This window comes from Streptomyces sp. NPDC014995, from assembly GCF_043080745.1.
GTDB lineage: Bacteria > Actinomycetota > Actinomycetes > Streptomycetales > Streptomycetaceae > Streptomyces.
The window spans coordinates 109,408-126,687 of record NZ_JBIBVX010000006.1; the positions used below are offsets into that span (position 1 = coordinate 109,408).

Genomic DNA, 17,280 nt, shown 5'->3' on the forward strand with positions numbered 1-17,280 from the left:
GGGCGCCGTGCGCTAGTCGGCGGACTGCCGGTGCAGGGCGCCGCGCACCAGGTCCGCGACCCCGCCCTCGCCGGGGGGCGCGGCCACGCAGGACAGCGCGAGCCGGACGGCCAGTTCGCAGGAGCGGGCCAGGTCGGTGGTGTCCGGCGTCGTGCCGGGACCGGTGAGCGCGGCCACGGCCCGGTCCCGGACGGTCGCCACGACATCGCCGGGGGAGGGCAGCGGCCCGTCCGCCCGCCGCTGCGCCGGAACCGAGGAGGAGGACGGCACCGCCGAGAGCGTCGGGGACGGCAGGCGCTCGCTCCAGCAGCCGGTGAGGATGGCCCGTACGAGCACGTTGCCCCGCGCGGCCGACGCCGTCCACTCGGCCGCGGCGGTGAGCCTTTCCCGGGCGTCCCCGTGCACGGCCAGGGCCCGCTCGACCCCGGCGAGATACCCGTCGGCCTCCCGCCTGACGAGCGCCCGGGCCAGCCCTTCCTTGCTCCCGAACTCGTTGTACAGGGTCTGCCGGGACACCCCGGCCGCCGCGGCGACGTCCACCATCCGCACGGCGGCCCACGGCCGGCGCGTCAGCGCCGCGAAGGCGGCGTCCAGTAGGGATTCCCGCGCTGCAGGCATCATCGCCTCCCTGGGGCGAGCGAGTCTGCGCCCAGGTTTGACGCGCCCGCATGCACTGTCAAGGGTTCGCGGGAGGAGCGGGGGTGGGTGTTGGCCATGGGGGTGTGGGTCTGTGAGGGGGCGTTACGGACTGGGGCAGGGCCCTGCCGGGGAGGTGGCCGACGGGAGGGGCCCGGACAGAAGCAGGGTGCTCGGCAGTCACGCACCCGGACAAGCTGGGTGCCCAGCAATCACGGACTCAAGCCCCCGTCCACTCCCCGAACCCCTGTGGCCCCACCCCAACCTCGGCGGATACGGTTTGTCCCATGCCGGACTACCTCGACGACCTCCGCCTCGCGCACGTCCTCGCGGACGCCGCCGACGCCGCGACCATGGACCGCTTCAAGGCCCTCGACCTCAAGGTCGAGACGAAACCGGACATGACTCCGGTGAGCGAGGCCGACAAGGCCGCCGAGGAACTCATCCGCGGCCAGCTCCAGCGGGCCCGCCCCCGTGACGCGATCCTCGGCGAGGAGTACGGCGTCGAGGGCACCGGTCCCCGCCGCTGGGTGATCGACCCGATCGACGGCACCAAGAACTACGTACGCGGCGTTCCCGTCTGGGCCACTCTCATCTCGCTGATGGAGGCGGCGGAGGGCGGCTACCAGCCCGTGGTCGGCGTCGTCTCCGCCCCCGCCCTGGGCCGCCGCTGGTGGGCCGCGAAGGGTCACGGCGCCTACAGCGGCCGCAGCCTCTCCTCGGCCACCCGTCTGCGGGTCTCCCGCGTCTCGAGGCTCTCGGACGCCTCCTTCGCGTACTCCTCGCTGAGCGGCTGGGAGGAGCGGGGAAGGCTCGACGGCTTCCTCGACCTCACCCGCGAGGTGTGGCGTACGCGCGCGTACGGCGACTTCTGGCCCTACATGATGGTGGCCGAGGGCTCGGTGGACATCTGCGCCGAACCCGAGCTGTCGCTCTGGGACATGGCCGCCACCGCGATCGTCGTGACGGAGGCGGGCGGCACCTTCACCGGCCTCGACGGCCGTCCGGGCCCGCACAGCGGCGACGCGGCCGCGTCCAACGGCCTGCTCCACGACGAGCTGCTGGGGTATCTCAACCCGCGCCGGTAGGCGACACAGATGAGCGCGCGCGCCCTCAATTGGCCGCGCGCGCCCTCTTGTTGACCCTCGCTTTACCTGCAACCCTGAGAGCACCCTCATTTTGTGAATTTGTGAATCACCGAACTACCCCGGTGGTCCCGGTGATTCCCAGGAGGTGACTCGGAACCCATGCTCGTCCGCGACGCCATGAGCACGGTGGTCCTCACCATCGGCCCCGCCCACACCCTCCGACAGGCCGCCGCCCTGATGTCCGCACGCCGCGTCGGCGCGGCCGTGGTCCTCGACCCGGACGCCGGCGGCATCGGCATCCTCACCGAACGGGACATCCTCAACTCCCTCGGCCTGGGCCAGGACCCGGACACCGAACGCGCCCACGCCCACACCACCACCGACGTCGTCTTCGCCGCCCCGGTCTGGACCCTGGAGGAAGCGGCCCACGCCATGACCCACGGCGGCTTCCGGCATCTCGTCGTCCTCGACCGCGGCGAGCCGGCCGGCATCGTCTCGGTCCGCGACATCATCCGCTGCTGGGTCCCGGCACGGCAGCAGATACCGGCCTGACCGCTTCCGCTCCCCTCACCAGCACACACGGACGGGCCGGACTCCCCGAAGGGAATCCGGCCCGCCGCTCAGCTCGGCTCAAGCCCGGGTGCGGGCTCAGACCAGGTCGAACCGGTCCAGGTTCGAGACCTTGACCCACGCCGCGACGAAGTCCTTCACGAACTTCTCCTTGGCGTCGTCGCTCGCGTAGACCTCCGCGAGCGCACGCAGCTCGGAGTTCGAGCCGAAGACCAGGTCGGCACGGGTGCCGGTCCACTTGACCTCGCCCGTGGCCGCGTCGCGGCCCTCGAACACGGTCTGGTCCTCGGAGGTCGACTTCCACGACGTGCCGAGGTCGAGCAGGTTGACGAAGAAGTCGTTCGTCAGGGTGCCCGGGGTGTCCGTGAACACGCCGTGCTTCGACTGCTGGTAGTTCGCACCCAGGACGCGCAGGCCACCGACGAGGACCGTCAGCTCGGGCGCGCTCAGGTTCAGCAGGTTCGCCTTGTCGATCAGCAGGTACTCGGCGGGCAGGCGCTGGCCCTTGCCGACGTAGTTGCGGAACCCGTCGGCCTTCGGCTCGAGCGCGGCGAACGACTCGACGTCCGTCTGCTCCTGCGAGGCGTCCACCCGGCCCGGCGTGAAGGGCACCTCGATGTCGAAGCCGGCGTCCTTGGCGGCCTTCTCAACGCCCACGGCACCCGCGAGCACGATCAGGTCGGCCAGGGAGACCTGCTTGCCACCGGTCTGGGCGGCGTTGAAGGACTCCTGGACGCCCTCCAGGGTGCGCAGCACCTGCCGGAGCCGGTCGGGCTGGTTGACCTCCCAGCCGATCTGCGGCTCGAGGCGGATGCGCGCGCCGTTGGCGCCGCCGCGCTTGTCGCTGCCGCGGAAGGAGGCGGCCGACGCCCAGGCGGTGGACACCAGCTCGGACACCGTGAGCCCGGACTCGAGGATCTTCACCTTGAGGGAGGCGACGTCCGCGGCGTCGATCAGCTCGTAGGTGCGCTGCGGCAGCGGGTCCTGCCAGATCAGCGTCTCGGAGGGGACCTCCGGGCCGAGGTAGCGCACGACCGGGCCCAGGTCACGGTGCGTGAGCTTGAACCAGGCCCGCGCGAACGCGTCCGCGAACTGGTCGGGGTTCTCCAGGAAGCGCCGCGAGATCTGCTCGTACGCCGGGTCGAACCGGAGCGCGAGGTCGGTGGTGAGCATCGTCGGGGCGTGGCTCTTCGACGGGTCGTGGGCGTCGGGGATGGTGCCCGCGCCGGCCCCGTCCTTCGCCACCCACTGGTGGGCGCCGGCGGGGCTCTTGGTCAGCTCCCACTCGTAGCCGAACAGGTTCTTGAAGAAGCCGTGGCTCCACTGGGCCGGGGTGCTGGTCCACGTCACCTCGAGACCGCTGGTGATCGTGTCACCGCCCTTGCCGGTGCCGTAGGTGCTCTTCCAGCCCAGGCCCTGCTCCTCCATGGAGGCGGCCTCGGGGTCGTTGCCGACGTGGTCAGCCGGGCCCGCGCCGTGGGTCTTGCCGAAGGTGTGACCGCCCGCGATCAGGGCGACCGTCTCCTCGTCGTTCATCGCCATCCGGCGGAAGGTCTCCCGGATGTCGCGGGCCGCGGCCAGCGGGTCCGGGTTGCCGTTCGGACCCTCCGGGTTGACGTAGATGAGGCCCATCTGGACCGCGCCGAGGGGCTCCTCCAGCTCACGGTCGCCCGAGTAACGCTGGTCGTCGAGCCAGGTGGTCTCGGGACCCCAGTACACGTCCTCGTCGGGCTCCCACACGTCCGCGCGACCGCCGGCGAAGCCGAAGGTCTCGAAGCCCATCGTCTCCAGGGCGACGTTGCCGGCGAGGATCATCAGGTCGGCCCAGGACAGGTTCTGGCCGTACTTCTTCTTGACCGGCCACAGCAGACGGCGGGCCTTGTCGAGGTTGGCGTTGTCCGGCCAGCTGTTGAGCGGGGCGAAGCGCTGCTGACCGGCGCCGGCGCCGCCGCGGCCGTCGCTGATCCGGTAGGTGCCCGCGCTGTGCCAGGCCATACGGACCATCAGCGGGCCGTAGTGCCCGAAGTCGGCCGGCCACCAGTCCTGGGAGGTGGTCAGCACCTCCGCGATGTCCCGCTTCACGGCCGGGAGGTCCAGGGACTTGAAGGCCTCGGCGTAGTCGAACTCCTCACCGAGCGGGTTCGCCACGGCGGGGTTCTTGGCGAGGATCTTCAGGTTCAGGCGATCCGGCCACCACTGACGGTTTCCGCCGCCCTGAGTGGGGTGCGGGGCGCGCCCGTGCGCGACCGGGCACTTGCCTGCCTCCGCCGGCTTCTCGTCAGTGACGATCGCGTCATGGTTCTCGGTCATGGGGGAATCCTTTAGGGGGCTGGGCGGATCACGGGGCTCAGGAACTGCGGGCGGGAAGGCCGGGGCGCACACCCCGGCGGGCTCTCGCTGGTGGTGCCGACTCACTTCTGCCAGGTGCTGACTTCTGCCTGTTCCTGTCGCTTGGCCGAAGCCGAGGTCGATCCTACAATGGACAATGTCTAAGTCAAGTGAGACTCCAAAGTCACACCCATTCGGGACCTGGTCCCCCTGCTGTTAGGCTGATTCGTATGAGTGACCTTCTGGAACGGCTGCGCGGTCGCGGATGGCGGATGACCGCGCAGCGGCGCGTCGTGGCCGAGGTCCTCGACGGCGATCACGTCCATCTGACGGCCGACGAGGTGCACGCCCGGGCCGTCGCCAAGCTGCCCGAGATCTCGCGGGCGACCGTCTACAACACGCTGGGTGAGCTGGTCTCGCTCGGCGAGGTGCTCGAGGTCGCCACCGACAAGCGCGCCAAGCGGTACGACCCCAACGCCCACCGCCCGCACCACCACCTGGTCTGCGCCCAGTGCGGCGCGATCCGCGACGTCCACCCGAGCGGCAACCCGCTCGCCGACCTCCCCGACTCCGAGCGCTTCGGCTTCACGGTCTCGGACGTCGAGGTGACGTACCGCGGCCTCTGCCCGAACTGCGCGGCGGCGTGAACCACACGGCGTAGACACCCACGCCCGAAAGCCCCGGCACCCCACAAGGGGGCCGGGGCTTCACGCTGCCACCCGGCGGGACGGGGCACCCGATCCATGGCCGGACATGCATGGATCGCCCGGCGAACGGGCCACGCCGCGGACGGGTCACCCGGCGCACCGATCGCCCCACCCATGGGTCGCCCTGCGCAGAAAGCCCTCGGCGCACGGTTCGCCCGACACCCGGGCCGCCCGGCCGCGGATCGCGCGGCACACGGAAGCGGTCGGCGGTCACCGCCCAGCACGCGATCGCGCCAGGGCATCACGACGGGCTCACCCCTGCCGGAGTCCAGGACGGTGGACTGGCTCCCGTACGAGGAGGCGGTGGGTCACCGGCCCGGCCGACCTGGGCCGGACACGTCCCGGCACGCGCCGATACGCCCCGACACGCACCGAGGGCCGGAACCCTTTCGGATTCCGGCCCTCGGCCTTCAGTAGCGGGGACAGGATTTGAACCTGCGACCTCTGGGTTATGAGCCCAGCGAGCTACCGAGCTGCTCCACCCCGCGTCGTTGAATGCAACGTTACGTCAACGAGGACCAGCGAAGCAAATCAATACCGGGACGCCCAGGCGAGACGCCCCGTGACCGGGAGGTTCCCGGCCCCGGGGCACCCACTAGGCCGACAGTTCCTCACGCAACGCGTCCCGCAGCCGCGCCGCCCGCGCCGCCACCTCCCCCGGCCCCAGCGACACCGCCCGGTCCGCCCAGCGCTGTCCTTCGGCCAGCTCGCCCCGACGCGCGTAGACCAGGGCCAGCCGCAACGCCGCCCGACCGTGCCCGGCATCGGCGGCCCGCGTCCACCACACGGCCGCCTCCGGCTCGCTGCCCTCCCGGGCCAGCAGCAGCCCCAGATTGAAGGCACCGTTGCGCGACCCGGCCTCGGCGGCCTCCCGGTACCACCGGGCCGCCTCCACCACATCGCCGCGCGCGGCGGCCAGCATCCCGACCCGCACCTGCGCCCGGCGGTGCCCCTGGGACGCCGCCCGCTCGTACCACTCCTCGCACTCGGTCTTCTCGTGCGCCGACTCCCCGAGCTCGTGCGCGGACGCCGGCGGCCGCCGCGCGTCGAGCACGGCCGCGAGCCGGTACGCCGCCTCCGCGCTCCCCCCGCCCGCGGCACAGCGCAGATGCCGTTCGGCCTCCAGCTCGTCCCCGTCCCGCAGCCGCGCGATCCCGACCTGGAGCGCGGCCTCGGTGTGCCCGGCCGCCGCCGCCCGCTCGTACCAGCGCAGCGCCACGTCGTCCTCGCCCCGCCCGGCGAACAGGATCCCCAGGTTGAACGCGGCGTCGACGCTCCCCGCCTCGGCGGCCTTGGAGAACCACGGCTCGGCCCCGGCCGTGTCCCCGCCCTGCAACAGCAGGACGGCGAGCGCGTTGGCGGCCTCCCGGTGCCCGGCGTACGCGGCGCGCCGGTACCACTGCTCGGCCTGCGCGGTGCGGCCCTGCTCGGCGCAGAGCAACCCGAGGTTGTAGGCGCCGTTGACGTCACCGGCGTCCATCGCCGCCCGGTACCAGCGCTCGGCGGTCTGGGTCTGGCCCCGCTCGGCGTACAGCGCGCCCAGCGCGTTCGCCGCGTTGCCGTCGCCGTCCTGCGCCGCCCGCAGCCACCACACGGCGGCGTTCTCGGTGTCCCCGGCGTCGCGCAGCAGGAACCCGAGCGCGCAGGCGGCCCGCGGCTCGCCGTCCTTGGCGGACGTCAGGTACCAGCGCCCGGCCTCCTTGAGGTCGCCCCGCTTCTCCAGGATCGCCCCGAGGTGCAGTGCGGCCCGCCGGTGGCCGCGCGCGGCGGCCTGTCTGTACCACTGCTCGGCCTCCGCGGACGCGGAGCCACCGGTGTCGGCGGCACTCCTGTCGCCGTCGGCGCCTCCCGTCTCCCGCCGGTCGAGGGCGCGCGCCAGCCGGTACGCCGCCTCCCGGTGCCCGCGCTCGGCAGCGGCCCGCAACCACCGCTCGGCCCCGCCGTCCCCCCGGTGCTCCAGCAGGTCGGCGAGGGCGTACGCGCCCAGCACGTGCCCCTGCTCGGCGGACTGGCGCAGCCAGTACTCGGCGGCCGGCTCGTCGCCGCGCTCGCGGTGGTGGCGGCCCAGCGCGTGCGCGGCGGCCGCGGAACCGGCGACGGCGGCGACCCGCCACCATCCAGCGGCGTCGTCGGAGTAACCGCGCTGGTGGAGGAGGACGCCCAGGTTGTTGGCGGCGGCCCGGTCACCGGCGGCGGTGGCGGCACGCAGATGGGGTTCGGCTCCGTCGAGGTCGCCGCGGCGCAGCAGCATGGCCCCGAGAACGCTCATCGCCTCGACGTCGCCGGCCTCGGCGGCGAGCCGTCGGCGGGCCTCCTCGACGGCCTCCCCCGTCTCGTCCCCGTTCTCTTCCCGACTCTCGTACGGAGTGTCGTCCGGGGTCCCCTCCGGGGTCGCTTCCTCACTGGAAGGCTGCACAAATCGCCCTGTCTCGAACAGAGTTGCCTTGTCCCCCATAACGTCCATCGTCGCACCACCTGCAACCCGGGTACACCTGGTATACCGCAGCCCGTGAGGTCACTTCAGCGTTTTGTCGACATGCCCACAGAGAGACAAGTCAAACACAGTTCCCCCCAACTCCCCGAGGCGGCGCGGCGATCCGGGGCCCGAGCACATGCGTTCGCACACCACGAAGGCCCGGATCCTTTTCAGGATCCGGGCCTTCGCTTTCAGTAGCGGGGACAGGATTTGAACCTGCGACCTCTGGGTTATGAGCCCAGCGAGCTACCGAGCTGCTCCACCCCGCGCCGTGTTCGACAACCGTACCACGGCGCGGGCCGGCCTTGATCAGCCGCCGGAGTCAGCGCCCTCGGTCAACCGCTGGGACTGCTGCTCGGAGTGGCACTGGGACTGCTGCGAGGTGTGCCGCTCGCGGCCGGGCCGGTGCCCGGGCTGGCGCTCGGACTCGGCTTGCTGCCGCCGCTTCCGCTCGCGTCCGCCGCGGCCTGGGCCTCCGCGGCCCGCTGCAGCGCCGCCTCGAGTTCCTTCTGGGCCTTGGCGTACGCATCCCAGTCGGGCTTCTTCAGCGCTTCCTGGCCGGCGGCGAAGGCCTCCTGGGCGTCCTTCAACGCCTCCTCGACCGTCGGGTTGGTGGACGTCGGCGGCGGGGTCGTGGTGTCGCCGTCGTCCGGCGGCGGCGTCGGGGCCGTGCCCGCCGTCCCGAAGACCTTGTCGAGGGCCTCCTCGAGGGTGTCCTCGAAGGCGGTGTTGCCTCCGTAGGTCACCAACACCTTGCGCAGCAGCGGGTACTTGAGTCCACCGCCGCGTACGTAGACCGGCTCCACGTAGAGCAGTCCTCCGTCGAGCGGCACCGTCAGCAGGTTGCCGTACTCGACCTCCGAGTCGCCGCCTCTCAGCAGCCTGATGGACTCGGCGATGTCCTGTTCGGAGTTGAACTGGCTCTGGACCTGCTTGGGTCCGTCCACGGTCGTGCTCGTCGGCAGTTTGAGAACTCTGATCTTGCCGTAGTCGGGCGTGCCCGCCTCGGAGTCGACCGCCATGAACGCGCTGAGGTTGTCCCGGCCGTTGGGCGTGAACGTCGTCGTCAGCGAGAACGCCTGCGCCTGCTGGTCGGGCATCCTCATGCTCAGGTAGTACGGCGGCACCGCGTCACCCGACTTGTTGGTCGGGTCGTCCGGCACCTGCCACACCTCGCTGCCGCTGAGGAACGTCGTCGCGTCCTTCACGTGGTAGCGGGTGAGCAGCTCCCGCTGGACCTTGAACAGGTCCTGCGGATACCGGAGATGGGCCATCAGCGACGCGGAGATCGCCGACTTCTTCTCCACCGTGCCGGGGAACGCCTTCATCCAGGTCTTCAGGACCGGATCCTGGGTGTCCCACTGGTAGAGCTTGACGTCGCCGGTGTACGCGTCGACGGTCGCCTTCACCGAGTTGCGGATGTAGTTGACCTGGTTCTGCTGGGCCACCACCGCGCGGTTGTTGTTGGTGGCGGTCAGCGAGTCGGCGGTCGTGTCACCGAGGGTCGTACGCGAGGCGTACGGGTAGCCGTTGGTGGTCGTGTACGCGTCGACGATCCACTGGATCTTGCCGTCCACGACCGCCGGGTAGGCGTCGCCGTCGATGGTCAGCCAGGGAGCGACCGCCTCGACGCGATCCTTGGGCGTGCGGTTGTACAGGATCCGCGATCCCTCACCGATCGCGCCCGAGTACAGGATCTGCGGCTCGCCGAACGCCGCGGCGTACGCGGCCCGGTTGACGGGGTTGGAGAGGTTGACCCCGCTCTTGCCCTTGTAGCTGGTGGTCTTCTCCCCCTCGTCGTCGGAGTAGTCGATCTCCTTCTGGGGACCGCCGACGATCGAGTACGTGGTCGTCTTCTCGCCGTAGTAGATCCGCTGCTCGTACTGCCCGAGGACGCCCTTGGACGGCAGGTCGGACTCGGTGAAGGCCGGGCGGCCGTCGGCGTCGGCGGTGGTGCCCTTGGCGGCGACCACGCCGTAGCCGTGGGTGTAGCGGAAGTGGTTGTTGATCCAGTTCTGCTTGTCGACGCCCGCGAGGTTCAGCTCGCGCAGACCGATCACCGTGTCCTGGTCCGAGCCGTCCACGCTGTAGCGGTCCACGTCCAGGTTGTTCGGGAACGCGTAGTACTTACGGATCTGCTGGAGCTGCTGGAACGTCGGCGACACGATGTTCGGGTCCAGGATGCGGATGCTCGCCGCGGCGTCGACGTCGTCGCGCAGCTGCGTCTTGTCCTCGGTCTTGCTCGTCCCCGAGTACTCGGTGACCTGAGCGCCGTCGATGCCGTAGGCGTCACGCGTCGCCTTGAGGTTCTTCGCGACGTACGGCGCTTCCTTGGCCTGCTCGTTCGGCTGGACCTGGAACTTCTGGACGATCGCCGGGTAGAGGCCGCCGATCAGGATCGCGGAGAGCACCATCAGGCCGAAGCCGATCACCGGCAGCTGCCAGGTGCGCCGCCACAGGGTGGCGAAGAACAACAGGGCGCAGATGACGGCGATGCAGAACAGGATCGTCTTGGCCGGCAGATAGGCGTTGGCGTCGACGTACCGCAGGCCGGTCCAGTTGTCGGTGGCCTTGAAGTCGCTGGACTTCACCGCGAGGCCGTACCGGTCGAGCCAGTACGCGACCGCCTTCAGCGCGACGAAGAGGCCCAGCAGCACCGACAGGTGCCCGGTGGCCGCGGCCGTGGCACGCGCGCCGGGGCTGGTGACGCGCAGCCCGCCGTACAGGTAGTGGGTGAGCGCGGCGGCGATCAGGGAGAGGATCGCGGCGGCGAAGCCGAAGCCGAGCAGGAACCGGTACCAGGGCAGGTCGAAGGCGTAGAACTTGACGTCGAGGCCGAACTGCGGGTCCTTCTGCCCGAAGGGCACGCCGTTGACCCACATCAGCCAGGTCCGCCACTGCCCCGACGCCGAGGCTCCGGCGATCAGCCCCACCAGAGCGGTGATCCCGAACAGCAGCCACTTCTTGTACGGAGCGATGCCCATCCGGTAGCGGTCGAGGCTCTGCTGCTCCATCGACATGGCGCTCAGCGGCGGGCGCAGCCGGTGGGCCAGCCAGATGTTGAAGCCGACCGCGAGCGCCATCAGCAGACCGAAGACGGAGAAGAGCCCGATCTTGGTCCACAGGGTCGTCGTGAACACCGACGAGTAGTTCACCGACCGGTACCAGAGCCAGTCCGTCCAGAATCCGGCGAACATGGTGAACGCCATGCCGAGGACGGCAAGGACGCCCAGGGTCATGAGCAGGGTCCGGACGCGCCGGGACGGGCGGCCCACTCTGATCCGTGGCCCCGTCGGGCCTCCGCCGCGGTCCGGCATCTGGAAAGCCAAGGTGGCACCTCGAAAGTCGCTGTTGAGTCCGTCAGGCCCGCGTGTTCGTGGACCGTGGGTGGCCCCCCGTGATCGTGGGCCCACACCTATGCAACTTACTCACCGCTTACTCGGTTCCCGATTCCGGCCGGGAACGAGGCAGGATTGTGACCATGTCCAACACTCCCATGGCGGCGAGCCCGCTCACCCGGGCCGTGCTCGAGATCGACGAGTACGCCTCCGGCCTCGGCTGGGACCAGCCCGCCCGCCTCTTCGCCCTCGTAGACACCGCACGGCTGCGGGCTGAGGAACCCTCGCTCGCCGCCCAGCTCGGCCTGGAGGACGAGCCCGAGACCACCGGTCTCACCCCGATCGAGCAGGATGAAGTGCCAACGGACAAGCCGCTCGACGAGTTCCTGGCCACGATCGCCTGGCCCGACGCGGTGGTCGGCTGCGCGCTGACCGTGGAGCGCCTGATGCTGCCCCCGTCCGCCGAGGCGCAGGTTCCGCAGGGGCTGAGCGAGGCGAAGCTGGCCCAGTGGGTGGCGGACCACCCCGAGCGCCAGGAGGTCCGGATGACCGTCGCGGTCCTGCGCGACGGCAGCCGCGAGTCGGCCCTGCGGCTGCGTGAGAAGGACAGCCCGACGGAGGTCCTCACGGGCGGCGCCCTGGTGCCGGGTCTGGCGGAGGCGCTGTCGGCGACCTTCGAGGAGTAGTCAGCCCGGCTGCGTGGCCGGCTGCGCGTCCGGCTACTCGGCCGTGCACTTCGGCAGGTCGGCCGTGTCGCCGCTGCGGATGTCCTTCAGAGCGCCGAGGGCGTCGTCGATGGTGTTCACCTTGACGAGCGTGAGCCCGCTCGGGGTGTCCTCGGCGGCGGCCGCGCAGTTGTCGGCGGGCGTGAGGAAGTACTGGGCGCCCTTGCTGCGCGCGCCGACGGTCTTCATCTGGATGCCGCCGATCGGCCCGACCTTGCCGTCGTCGTCGATCGTCCCGGTGCCGGCGACGAACTTCCCGCCGGTCAGGTCGCCCGGGGTGAGCTTGTCGTAGATGCCGAGCGCGAACATCAGCCCGGCGCTCGGCCCGCCCACGTCGGCGAGCTTGATGTCGATGGTGAAGGGGAAGGTGTGGTCGGTCCCCGCGGAGATCCCGACGATGGCCCGCTTCGCACCGCTGTCGTCGGAGGCCGCCGTGGTGATCGTGACGGTCTGGGTCCCGGTCGCCGCCCTGTTCTCCTTCTCGGCGGCGGCCTGCTCCTTCGCCGGAACGATCGTGAAGACGACCTTCTGGCCGGGCTTGTGCTCGGTCACCAGCTCGGCGACGTCGGCGGGCTCCTTCACCGCCGTACCGTCCACGGCCTTGATCACGTCACCGGCGTGCAGCCTGCCCTCGGCCGGCGAGCCCTTCACCACGGTGGAGACGATCACCCAGGACTGCACCGGGATGTCCAGCTCCTTCAGGGCGGCGACCTTGGCGCTCTCCTGGGACTGGCTGAACTCCTCCGCGTTCTCCTGGGTGGACTGCTCCTCGGTCTTGCCGTCCGGGTACAACGTGTCGTGCGGTACGACCTTGTTGTCGTGCGCGAGCCATCCGTAGACGGCCTCGACGAGGTTCATCCGGTAGTCGGCGCTGGTGACCCGCACGGTGGTCATGTTGAGGTGGCCGCTCGCCTCGTAGGTCTTGCGGCCGGAGATCTGCAGCACCGGCTCGCCGTCGTGCTCGCCGAGGGTGTTCACCGTCGGCCCCGGGGACATCTCCGAATACGGCACGTTGATGAGTACTCCCGCGCACAGGAGCGCGATCAGCATCAGGGTGGAGGCGAGCATCGTCGCGGTGCGGCGTGGCATGCCTCGACAGTACGGGACGCCTCTGTCAGCACACCGTCAGGGCCACCGCCCTGATCACCTGCCTCAGGCGCCTCGGATCGCTCACGTACCGGACTGGGGCTTCTCCATGGCCGCGCAGAACCTCGCGTACCCGTCGAGCTCGGGACCGTCGCCGCGGACCCTGCGGGTCCGGCTGGCCCAGCCGCCCCACAGTCCGGCACCGATCGCAGCCACCAGCGGAATCAACAACCAGGCGAGCGCCGCCATGCCGACCTCCCAACCCCAATTGAGCGACCGCAACTGACTGATCAGCAGATTAACCATCCGCACTGACAACGCTCACGGCAGGGGTGCGGTTACGCAACCGGAGGCCGCTCAAGGACGGGCCCCGGGACTCAGCAGGCGCCCACCCACTCCTCGGTTCCGTCGGAGAACTTCTGGTGCTTCCAGATGGGTACTTCGTGCTTGAGGTCGTCGATCAGCTTCCGGCAGGCCTCGAATGCCTCGCCCCGGTGCGGACACGACACGGCGACGACGACGGCGAGATCGCCGACCGCCAGGTCGCCCACCCGGTGCACGGCCGCGAGCGCCCGCACCGGATACTCGGCGACCACCTTCTCCGCGATCCGCCGCATCTCCGCCTCGGCACTGGGGTGGCAGGAGTACCCGAGCGAGTCCACGTCGGCACCTCCGTCGTGGTTGCGCACGGTGCCCACGAACAGCGCCGTCCCACCGGCCGCGTCGTCACCGACGGCCGTGAAGACCTCGTCCACGGAGAGCGCGGTGTCGCGCACCCCGATCAGCTTGATGGGGTCCTGCGCCGTCCGCTCGCCGGGGTGATCGTTACTGGGTGCCATACCTTCATCGTGCCGCACGCCGGGGACGGGACGGAATAGCGTCATCACCCGGCACGCGCGCGTGGCCGTTCGGAGCCTTCTACAAAAGGGGCGGGCGGGGGCGAACCCCCGGGAGGGCCACTCGGCCGTCGCCCACCGCCACCGCTCCCCTACCTGCGCCGAGCCTTCCGAGCCCGCCGCACCACGGCAGCCGCGCCCAGCAGGGCGACCGTCGCTCCCGCGGCGCCCGCGGCCGTCGCGTCCTTGCGCCCCAGCCGGCGCCCCGCGACCGTGTGCCGCCCGGACACCTCCTCCAGCAGCTCCGCGAGCACCTCCTCGTTGGTCCACTGCGGCCGCCACCCGGCATCGTGCAACCGGCTCCCGCTCACCACCCACGGGTACATCGTGTACGCGAGGTCTCCCGCCGGAGACGGCGTGAGCCCGATCCGGTGCAGCCGGGCCGCAGCGCCCAGCGCGACCGCCGACGGCAGTTCCATCCGCCGGATCCCGCTGAGTTCCTCGACCTCCTCCTGCTCCAGCCACCCGTCGCATCCGACGGCCAGTTCCCCGTCGACCTTCTCCAGGACGGCGTACTCCAGAGCACCGCACAGGTCCTCGACGTGGCAGAACTGCCAGGCCGGCCGCGAACCGGCGACGACGAGGAGCCGGGGCGACTCGAAGTAGCGGGTCAGCGCGGTGTCCGTACCGCCCACCAGCACCGCCGGCCGCACCACGGTGACGTTCAGCCCCGGATGCGCCCGTGGAGCGCGTCGCGCCAGCCGCTCGATCTCCAACAGGTCGCCGACCCCGGTCGCCTCGGCCGTCGCCTTCAGCTCGGCGTCCTCCGACAGCGGCAGCTCGTTGTCCGGCAGCGCCCCGTAGACCATCGCGGAGGTGCACAGCACCACGCGGTGCACTCCGGCCGCCGCGGCGGCGGTCAGCACCGTCTGCGTTCCCCGCACGTTGTACGCCGTCCGGGCGGCACTGTCACTCCCCAGGTCGAGATCGAGTGCGAGGTGGACGACGACGTCCGCGCCCCGCAGCTTGTCGGCGATGGCCGGGTCGCGGACGTCGAGGATGTGCCACTGCGCGGCGTCGCACTCCCCCCGCCGCTCGTCGATGGCGACGACCTGCTTGATCTCGTCCGACGCGGCGAGACGCTCGGTGAGCAGCGCGCCCACCCCGGTCGCGGCGCCGGTGACGGCGACGACGGGCCCGCGCCCACCGGCCGGGGTTGATTGGTTTCGCGCTGCGCGAACCTGCGGATCTGGGGAACTCACCAGGTGTCTCCAGCGGTTGTTTTCCATACGGGCGCGAGTGACGCGTACGTACCAGGTGGCATCCATCCTGCCGCAGGCCGAGAGTCGGCGAAGCACCGAGGCCCTATCGAGCCGGGGTGTCTACGCTGGGTGGTGTTGCAGGGCAGCCGCGCCGCCGGACGAGAGCCGGTGGCCTTACCAGCCGAGGAACCCCGTGAGTGACACCCCATTCGGATTCGGCCTTCCGCCGGAGGAGCCGGACGACGGCGACGAGGGCAAGAAGAAGGACCCGCAGGGCGGCGGTGGTCAGGGACCGGCCAACCCGTTCGGCTTCGGCGGGCTGCCCGGCGGAGGCTTTGGCGGCCCCGGCGCCGACAATCCGCTCGCTGCCATGTTCGGCTCGCTGAACCCCACCGACCTGGGCGCCGCGTTCCAGCAGCTGGGCCAGATGCTCTCGTACGAGGGCGGCCCGGTGAACTGGGACATGGCCAAGCAGATCGCCCGCCAGACGGTTTCCCAGGGCACCGCCGACGGCGTCAAGGACACGAGCGTCGGCTCCTCCGAGCGCACCGCGGTACAGGAGGCCGTCCGCCTGGCCGACCTGTGGCTGGACGACGCGACGTCCCTGCCGTCCGGCGCCGGCTCGGCCGTCGCGTGGTCGCGCGCGGAGTGGGTCGAGGCGACGCTGCCCGCGTGGAAGGAACTGGTCGACCCGGTCGCCGAGCGTGTCGGCGCGGCCATGGGCGACGTCCTGCCGGAGGAGATGCAGGCCATGGCCGGCCCGCTGATCGGCATGATGCGCTCGATGGGCGGCGCCATGTTCGGCTCGCAGATCGGGCAGGCCGTCGGCGTGCTCGCCGGCGAGGTCGTCGGCTCGACCGACATCGGCCTGCCGCTCGGCCCGGTCGGCAAGGCCGCGCTCCTGCCGGTCAACGTCGAGGTGTTCGGCAAGGACCTGGGCGTGCCCAAGGAGGAGGTGCGGCTCTACCTCGCCCTGCGCGAGGCCGCCCACCAGCGCCTCTTCGCGCACGTCCCGTGGCTGCGCTCGCACCTCTTCGGCGCGGTCGACGGCTACGCGCGCGGGATCAAGGTCGACACGGCCAAGCTGGAGGACGTGGTCGGCCAGTTCGACCCGCAGAACCCCGAGCAGTTGCAGGACGCCCTCCAGCAGGGCATGTTCCAGCCGGAGGACACCCCGGAGCAGAAGGCGGCCCTGGCCCGTCTGGAGACGGCGCTGGCCCTCGTCGAGGGCTGGGTGGACGCGGTGGTGCACGCCGCCGCGAAGCCGCGCCTGTCGTCCGCGGACGCGCTGCGCGAGACCCTGCGCCGACGCCGCGCCTCGGGTGGTCCCGCGGAGCAGACGTTCGCCACGCTGATCGGCCTGGAGCTGCGCCCGCGCCGTCTGCGCGACGCCTCCCGGCTGTGGGCCTCGCTGACGGACGCGCGCGGTGTCGACGGCCGTGACGCCCTGTGGGCCCACCCGGACATGCTGCCGACGGCCGCCGACCTGGACGACCCGGACGGCTTCGTGCACCGCGAGCAGATGGACTTCTCCGAGTGGGACAAGATGCTCGGCGAGGCGGCGAGCGGCGGCCCGGGCGAGAAGCCGAACCTGAAGAAGGACGACGGCACGGACGACGGCAAGGGCGACGACACCGAGTGAGCCTGCATGACGACGCGGTCCTCGTCCTGAAGGGGTACGAGGACCAGGAAGAGCTGCGCCAGGTCTACCTGGAGCATCTGGAGGCCCACCCGGACGGGATGTGGAAGGCCTGCGGGGCCGGGCATCTCACGGCGAGCGCCCTGGTGATCGACCCGGAGCACGGGCGCGTCCTGCTGACCCTGCACAAGAAGCTGCGCATGTGGCTCCAGATGGGCGGGCACTGCGAGCCCCAGGACACCTCGCTGTCGGCGGCCGCCCTGCGGGAGGCCACCGAGGAGTCCGGCATCCCGGGGCTGACGCTGCTGCCGGGCGGCCCGGTCCGGCTGGACCGCCACCCGATCCCGCCCCCGTGCCACTGGCATCTCGACGTCCAGTACGCGGCCGTGGCCCCGCCCGGTGCACTCCAGGCCATCAGCGACGAGTCCCTGGACCTGCGCTGGTTCCCCTACGACGCGGTCGCGGAGGTGGCGGACGAGTCGGTCGTACGGCTGCTGGAGGCGACGCGGGCGCGGCTGTGAGCGGGGACGCGTAAGGGGCGACCTTTCTTGTGGCCGCCCCTTACGTCTGCTGCACGTCCGCTTCCTGG

Annotated in this window: 14 protein-coding genes and 2 tRNA genes; 6 read left to right on the forward strand and 10 right to left on the reverse strand. The window is 71.1% G+C overall.

Annotated elements, in window-relative coordinates:
- Positions 1 to 12: 12 nt before the first annotated feature.
- Complete coding sequence (locus ACF1A1_RS14155; protein WP_391999788.1) at positions 13 to 621, reverse strand: TetR/AcrR family transcriptional regulator; 609 nt, start codon at positions 619 to 621, stop codon at positions 13 to 15.
- Positions 622 to 923: 302 nt separating this feature from the next.
- Here ACF1A1_RS14155 and hisN point away from each other — a divergent pair, with 302 nt between their 5' ends.
- Positions 924 to 1,724, forward strand: coding sequence for a histidinol-phosphatase (gene hisN, locus ACF1A1_RS14160; protein WP_391999790.1), 801 nt, complete (start codon positions 924 to 926; stop codon positions 1,722 to 1,724).
- Positions 1,725 to 1,883: 159 nt separating this feature from the next.
- Entirely contained in the window at positions 1,884 to 2,276 is a 393-nt protein-coding gene (locus ACF1A1_RS14165) for a cyclic nucleotide-binding/CBS domain-containing protein (RefSeq protein WP_391999791.1), read from the forward strand.
- A 96-nt stretch (positions 2,277 to 2,372) separates the two neighbouring features.
- Here the strand turns inward: ACF1A1_RS14165 and katG are convergent, their stop codons facing one another.
- A complete protein-coding gene (gene katG / locus ACF1A1_RS14170; protein WP_391999793.1) occupies positions 2,373 to 4,604 on the reverse strand; it encodes a catalase/peroxidase HPI in 2,232 nt (743 codons plus the stop codon).
- 248 nt (positions 4,605 to 4,852) lie between these two features.
- Between katG and ACF1A1_RS14175 the strand changes: the two genes are divergently transcribed.
- Positions 4,853 to 5,269 (forward strand): Fur family transcriptional regulator, encoded by a 417-nt coding sequence (locus tag ACF1A1_RS14175; protein WP_391999795.1) that lies wholly within the window; start codon positions 4,853 to 4,855, stop codon positions 5,267 to 5,269.
- Positions 5,270 to 5,743: 474 nt separating this feature from the next.
- On the opposite strand, the gene ACF1A1_RS14180 is transcribed toward ACF1A1_RS14175, so the two are convergent.
- The 4 genes from ACF1A1_RS14180 to ACF1A1_RS14195 all read right to left on the reverse strand — a co-directional run bounded on the left by ACF1A1_RS14180 (position 5,744) and on the right by ACF1A1_RS14195 (position 11,122).
- Positions 5,744 to 5,817: transfer RNA gene (locus tag ACF1A1_RS14180), tRNA-Met, on the reverse strand.
- A 107-nt stretch (positions 5,818 to 5,924) separates the two neighbouring features.
- Positions 5,925 to 7,793, reverse strand: a complete 1,869-nt coding sequence (locus ACF1A1_RS14185; RefSeq protein WP_391999796.1) for a tetratricopeptide repeat protein — start codon at positions 7,791 to 7,793, stop codon at positions 5,925 to 5,927.
- A 207-nt stretch (positions 7,794 to 8,000) separates the two neighbouring features.
- Positions 8,001 to 8,074: transfer RNA gene (locus ACF1A1_RS14190), tRNA-Met, on the reverse strand.
- A gap of 66 nt (positions 8,075 to 8,140) precedes the next feature.
- Positions 8,141 to 11,122, reverse strand: a complete 2,982-nt coding sequence (locus ACF1A1_RS14195) for a UPF0182 family protein (protein WP_392000187.1) — start codon at positions 11,120 to 11,122, stop codon at positions 8,141 to 8,143.
- A 164-nt stretch (positions 11,123 to 11,286) separates the two neighbouring features.
- Between ACF1A1_RS14195 and ACF1A1_RS14200 the strand changes: the two genes are divergently transcribed.
- A complete protein-coding gene (locus tag ACF1A1_RS14200; RefSeq protein ID WP_391999797.1) occupies positions 11,287 to 11,829 on the forward strand; it encodes a PPA1309 family protein in 543 nt (180 codons plus the stop codon).
- 33 nt (positions 11,830 to 11,862) lie between these two features.
- Here the strand turns inward: ACF1A1_RS14200 and ACF1A1_RS14205 are convergent, their stop codons facing one another.
- The 4 genes from ACF1A1_RS14205 to ACF1A1_RS14220 all read right to left on the reverse strand — a co-directional run bounded on the left by ACF1A1_RS14205 (position 11,863) and on the right by ACF1A1_RS14220 (position 15,052).
- On the reverse strand, positions 11,863 to 12,957 hold the full coding sequence (locus ACF1A1_RS14205; RefSeq protein ID WP_391999798.1) for a PDZ domain-containing protein: 1,095 nt from the start codon (positions 12,955 to 12,957) through the stop codon (positions 11,863 to 11,865).
- Positions 12,958 to 13,038: 81 nt separating this feature from the next.
- Complete coding sequence (locus ACF1A1_RS14210) at positions 13,039 to 13,260, reverse strand: hypothetical protein (RefSeq protein ID WP_392000212.1); 222 nt, start codon at positions 13,258 to 13,260, stop codon at positions 13,039 to 13,041.
- 71 nt (positions 13,261 to 13,331) lie between these two features.
- The gene (locus ACF1A1_RS14215) at positions 13,332 to 13,793 is read right to left on the reverse strand and encodes a molybdenum cofactor biosynthesis protein MoaE (protein WP_391999799.1); all 462 of its coding nucleotides are present in this window, start codon (positions 13,791 to 13,793) and stop codon (positions 13,332 to 13,334) included.
- A gap of 149 nt (positions 13,794 to 13,942) precedes the next feature.
- A complete protein-coding gene (locus tag ACF1A1_RS14220) occupies positions 13,943 to 15,052 on the reverse strand; it encodes an SDR family oxidoreductase (protein ID WP_391999800.1) in 1,110 nt (369 codons plus the stop codon).
- A gap of 193 nt (positions 15,053 to 15,245) precedes the next feature.
- Here ACF1A1_RS14220 and ACF1A1_RS14225 point away from each other — a divergent pair, with 193 nt between their 5' ends.
- Both ACF1A1_RS14225 and ACF1A1_RS14230 read left to right on the forward strand, forming a co-directional pair.
- Positions 15,246 to 16,694 carry a zinc-dependent metalloprotease gene (locus tag ACF1A1_RS14225; protein ID WP_391999802.1) on the forward strand — a complete coding sequence of 483 codons (1,449 nt, stop codon included), beginning with the start codon at positions 15,246 to 15,248 and terminating at the stop codon, positions 16,692 to 16,694.
- A complete protein-coding gene (locus ACF1A1_RS14230; protein WP_391999803.1) occupies positions 16,691 to 17,212 on the forward strand; it encodes an NUDIX hydrolase in 522 nt (173 codons plus the stop codon). The genes ACF1A1_RS14225 and ACF1A1_RS14230 overlap by 4 nt, the downstream gene beginning before the upstream one ends.
- Positions 17,213 to 17,280 lie beyond the last annotated feature (68 nt).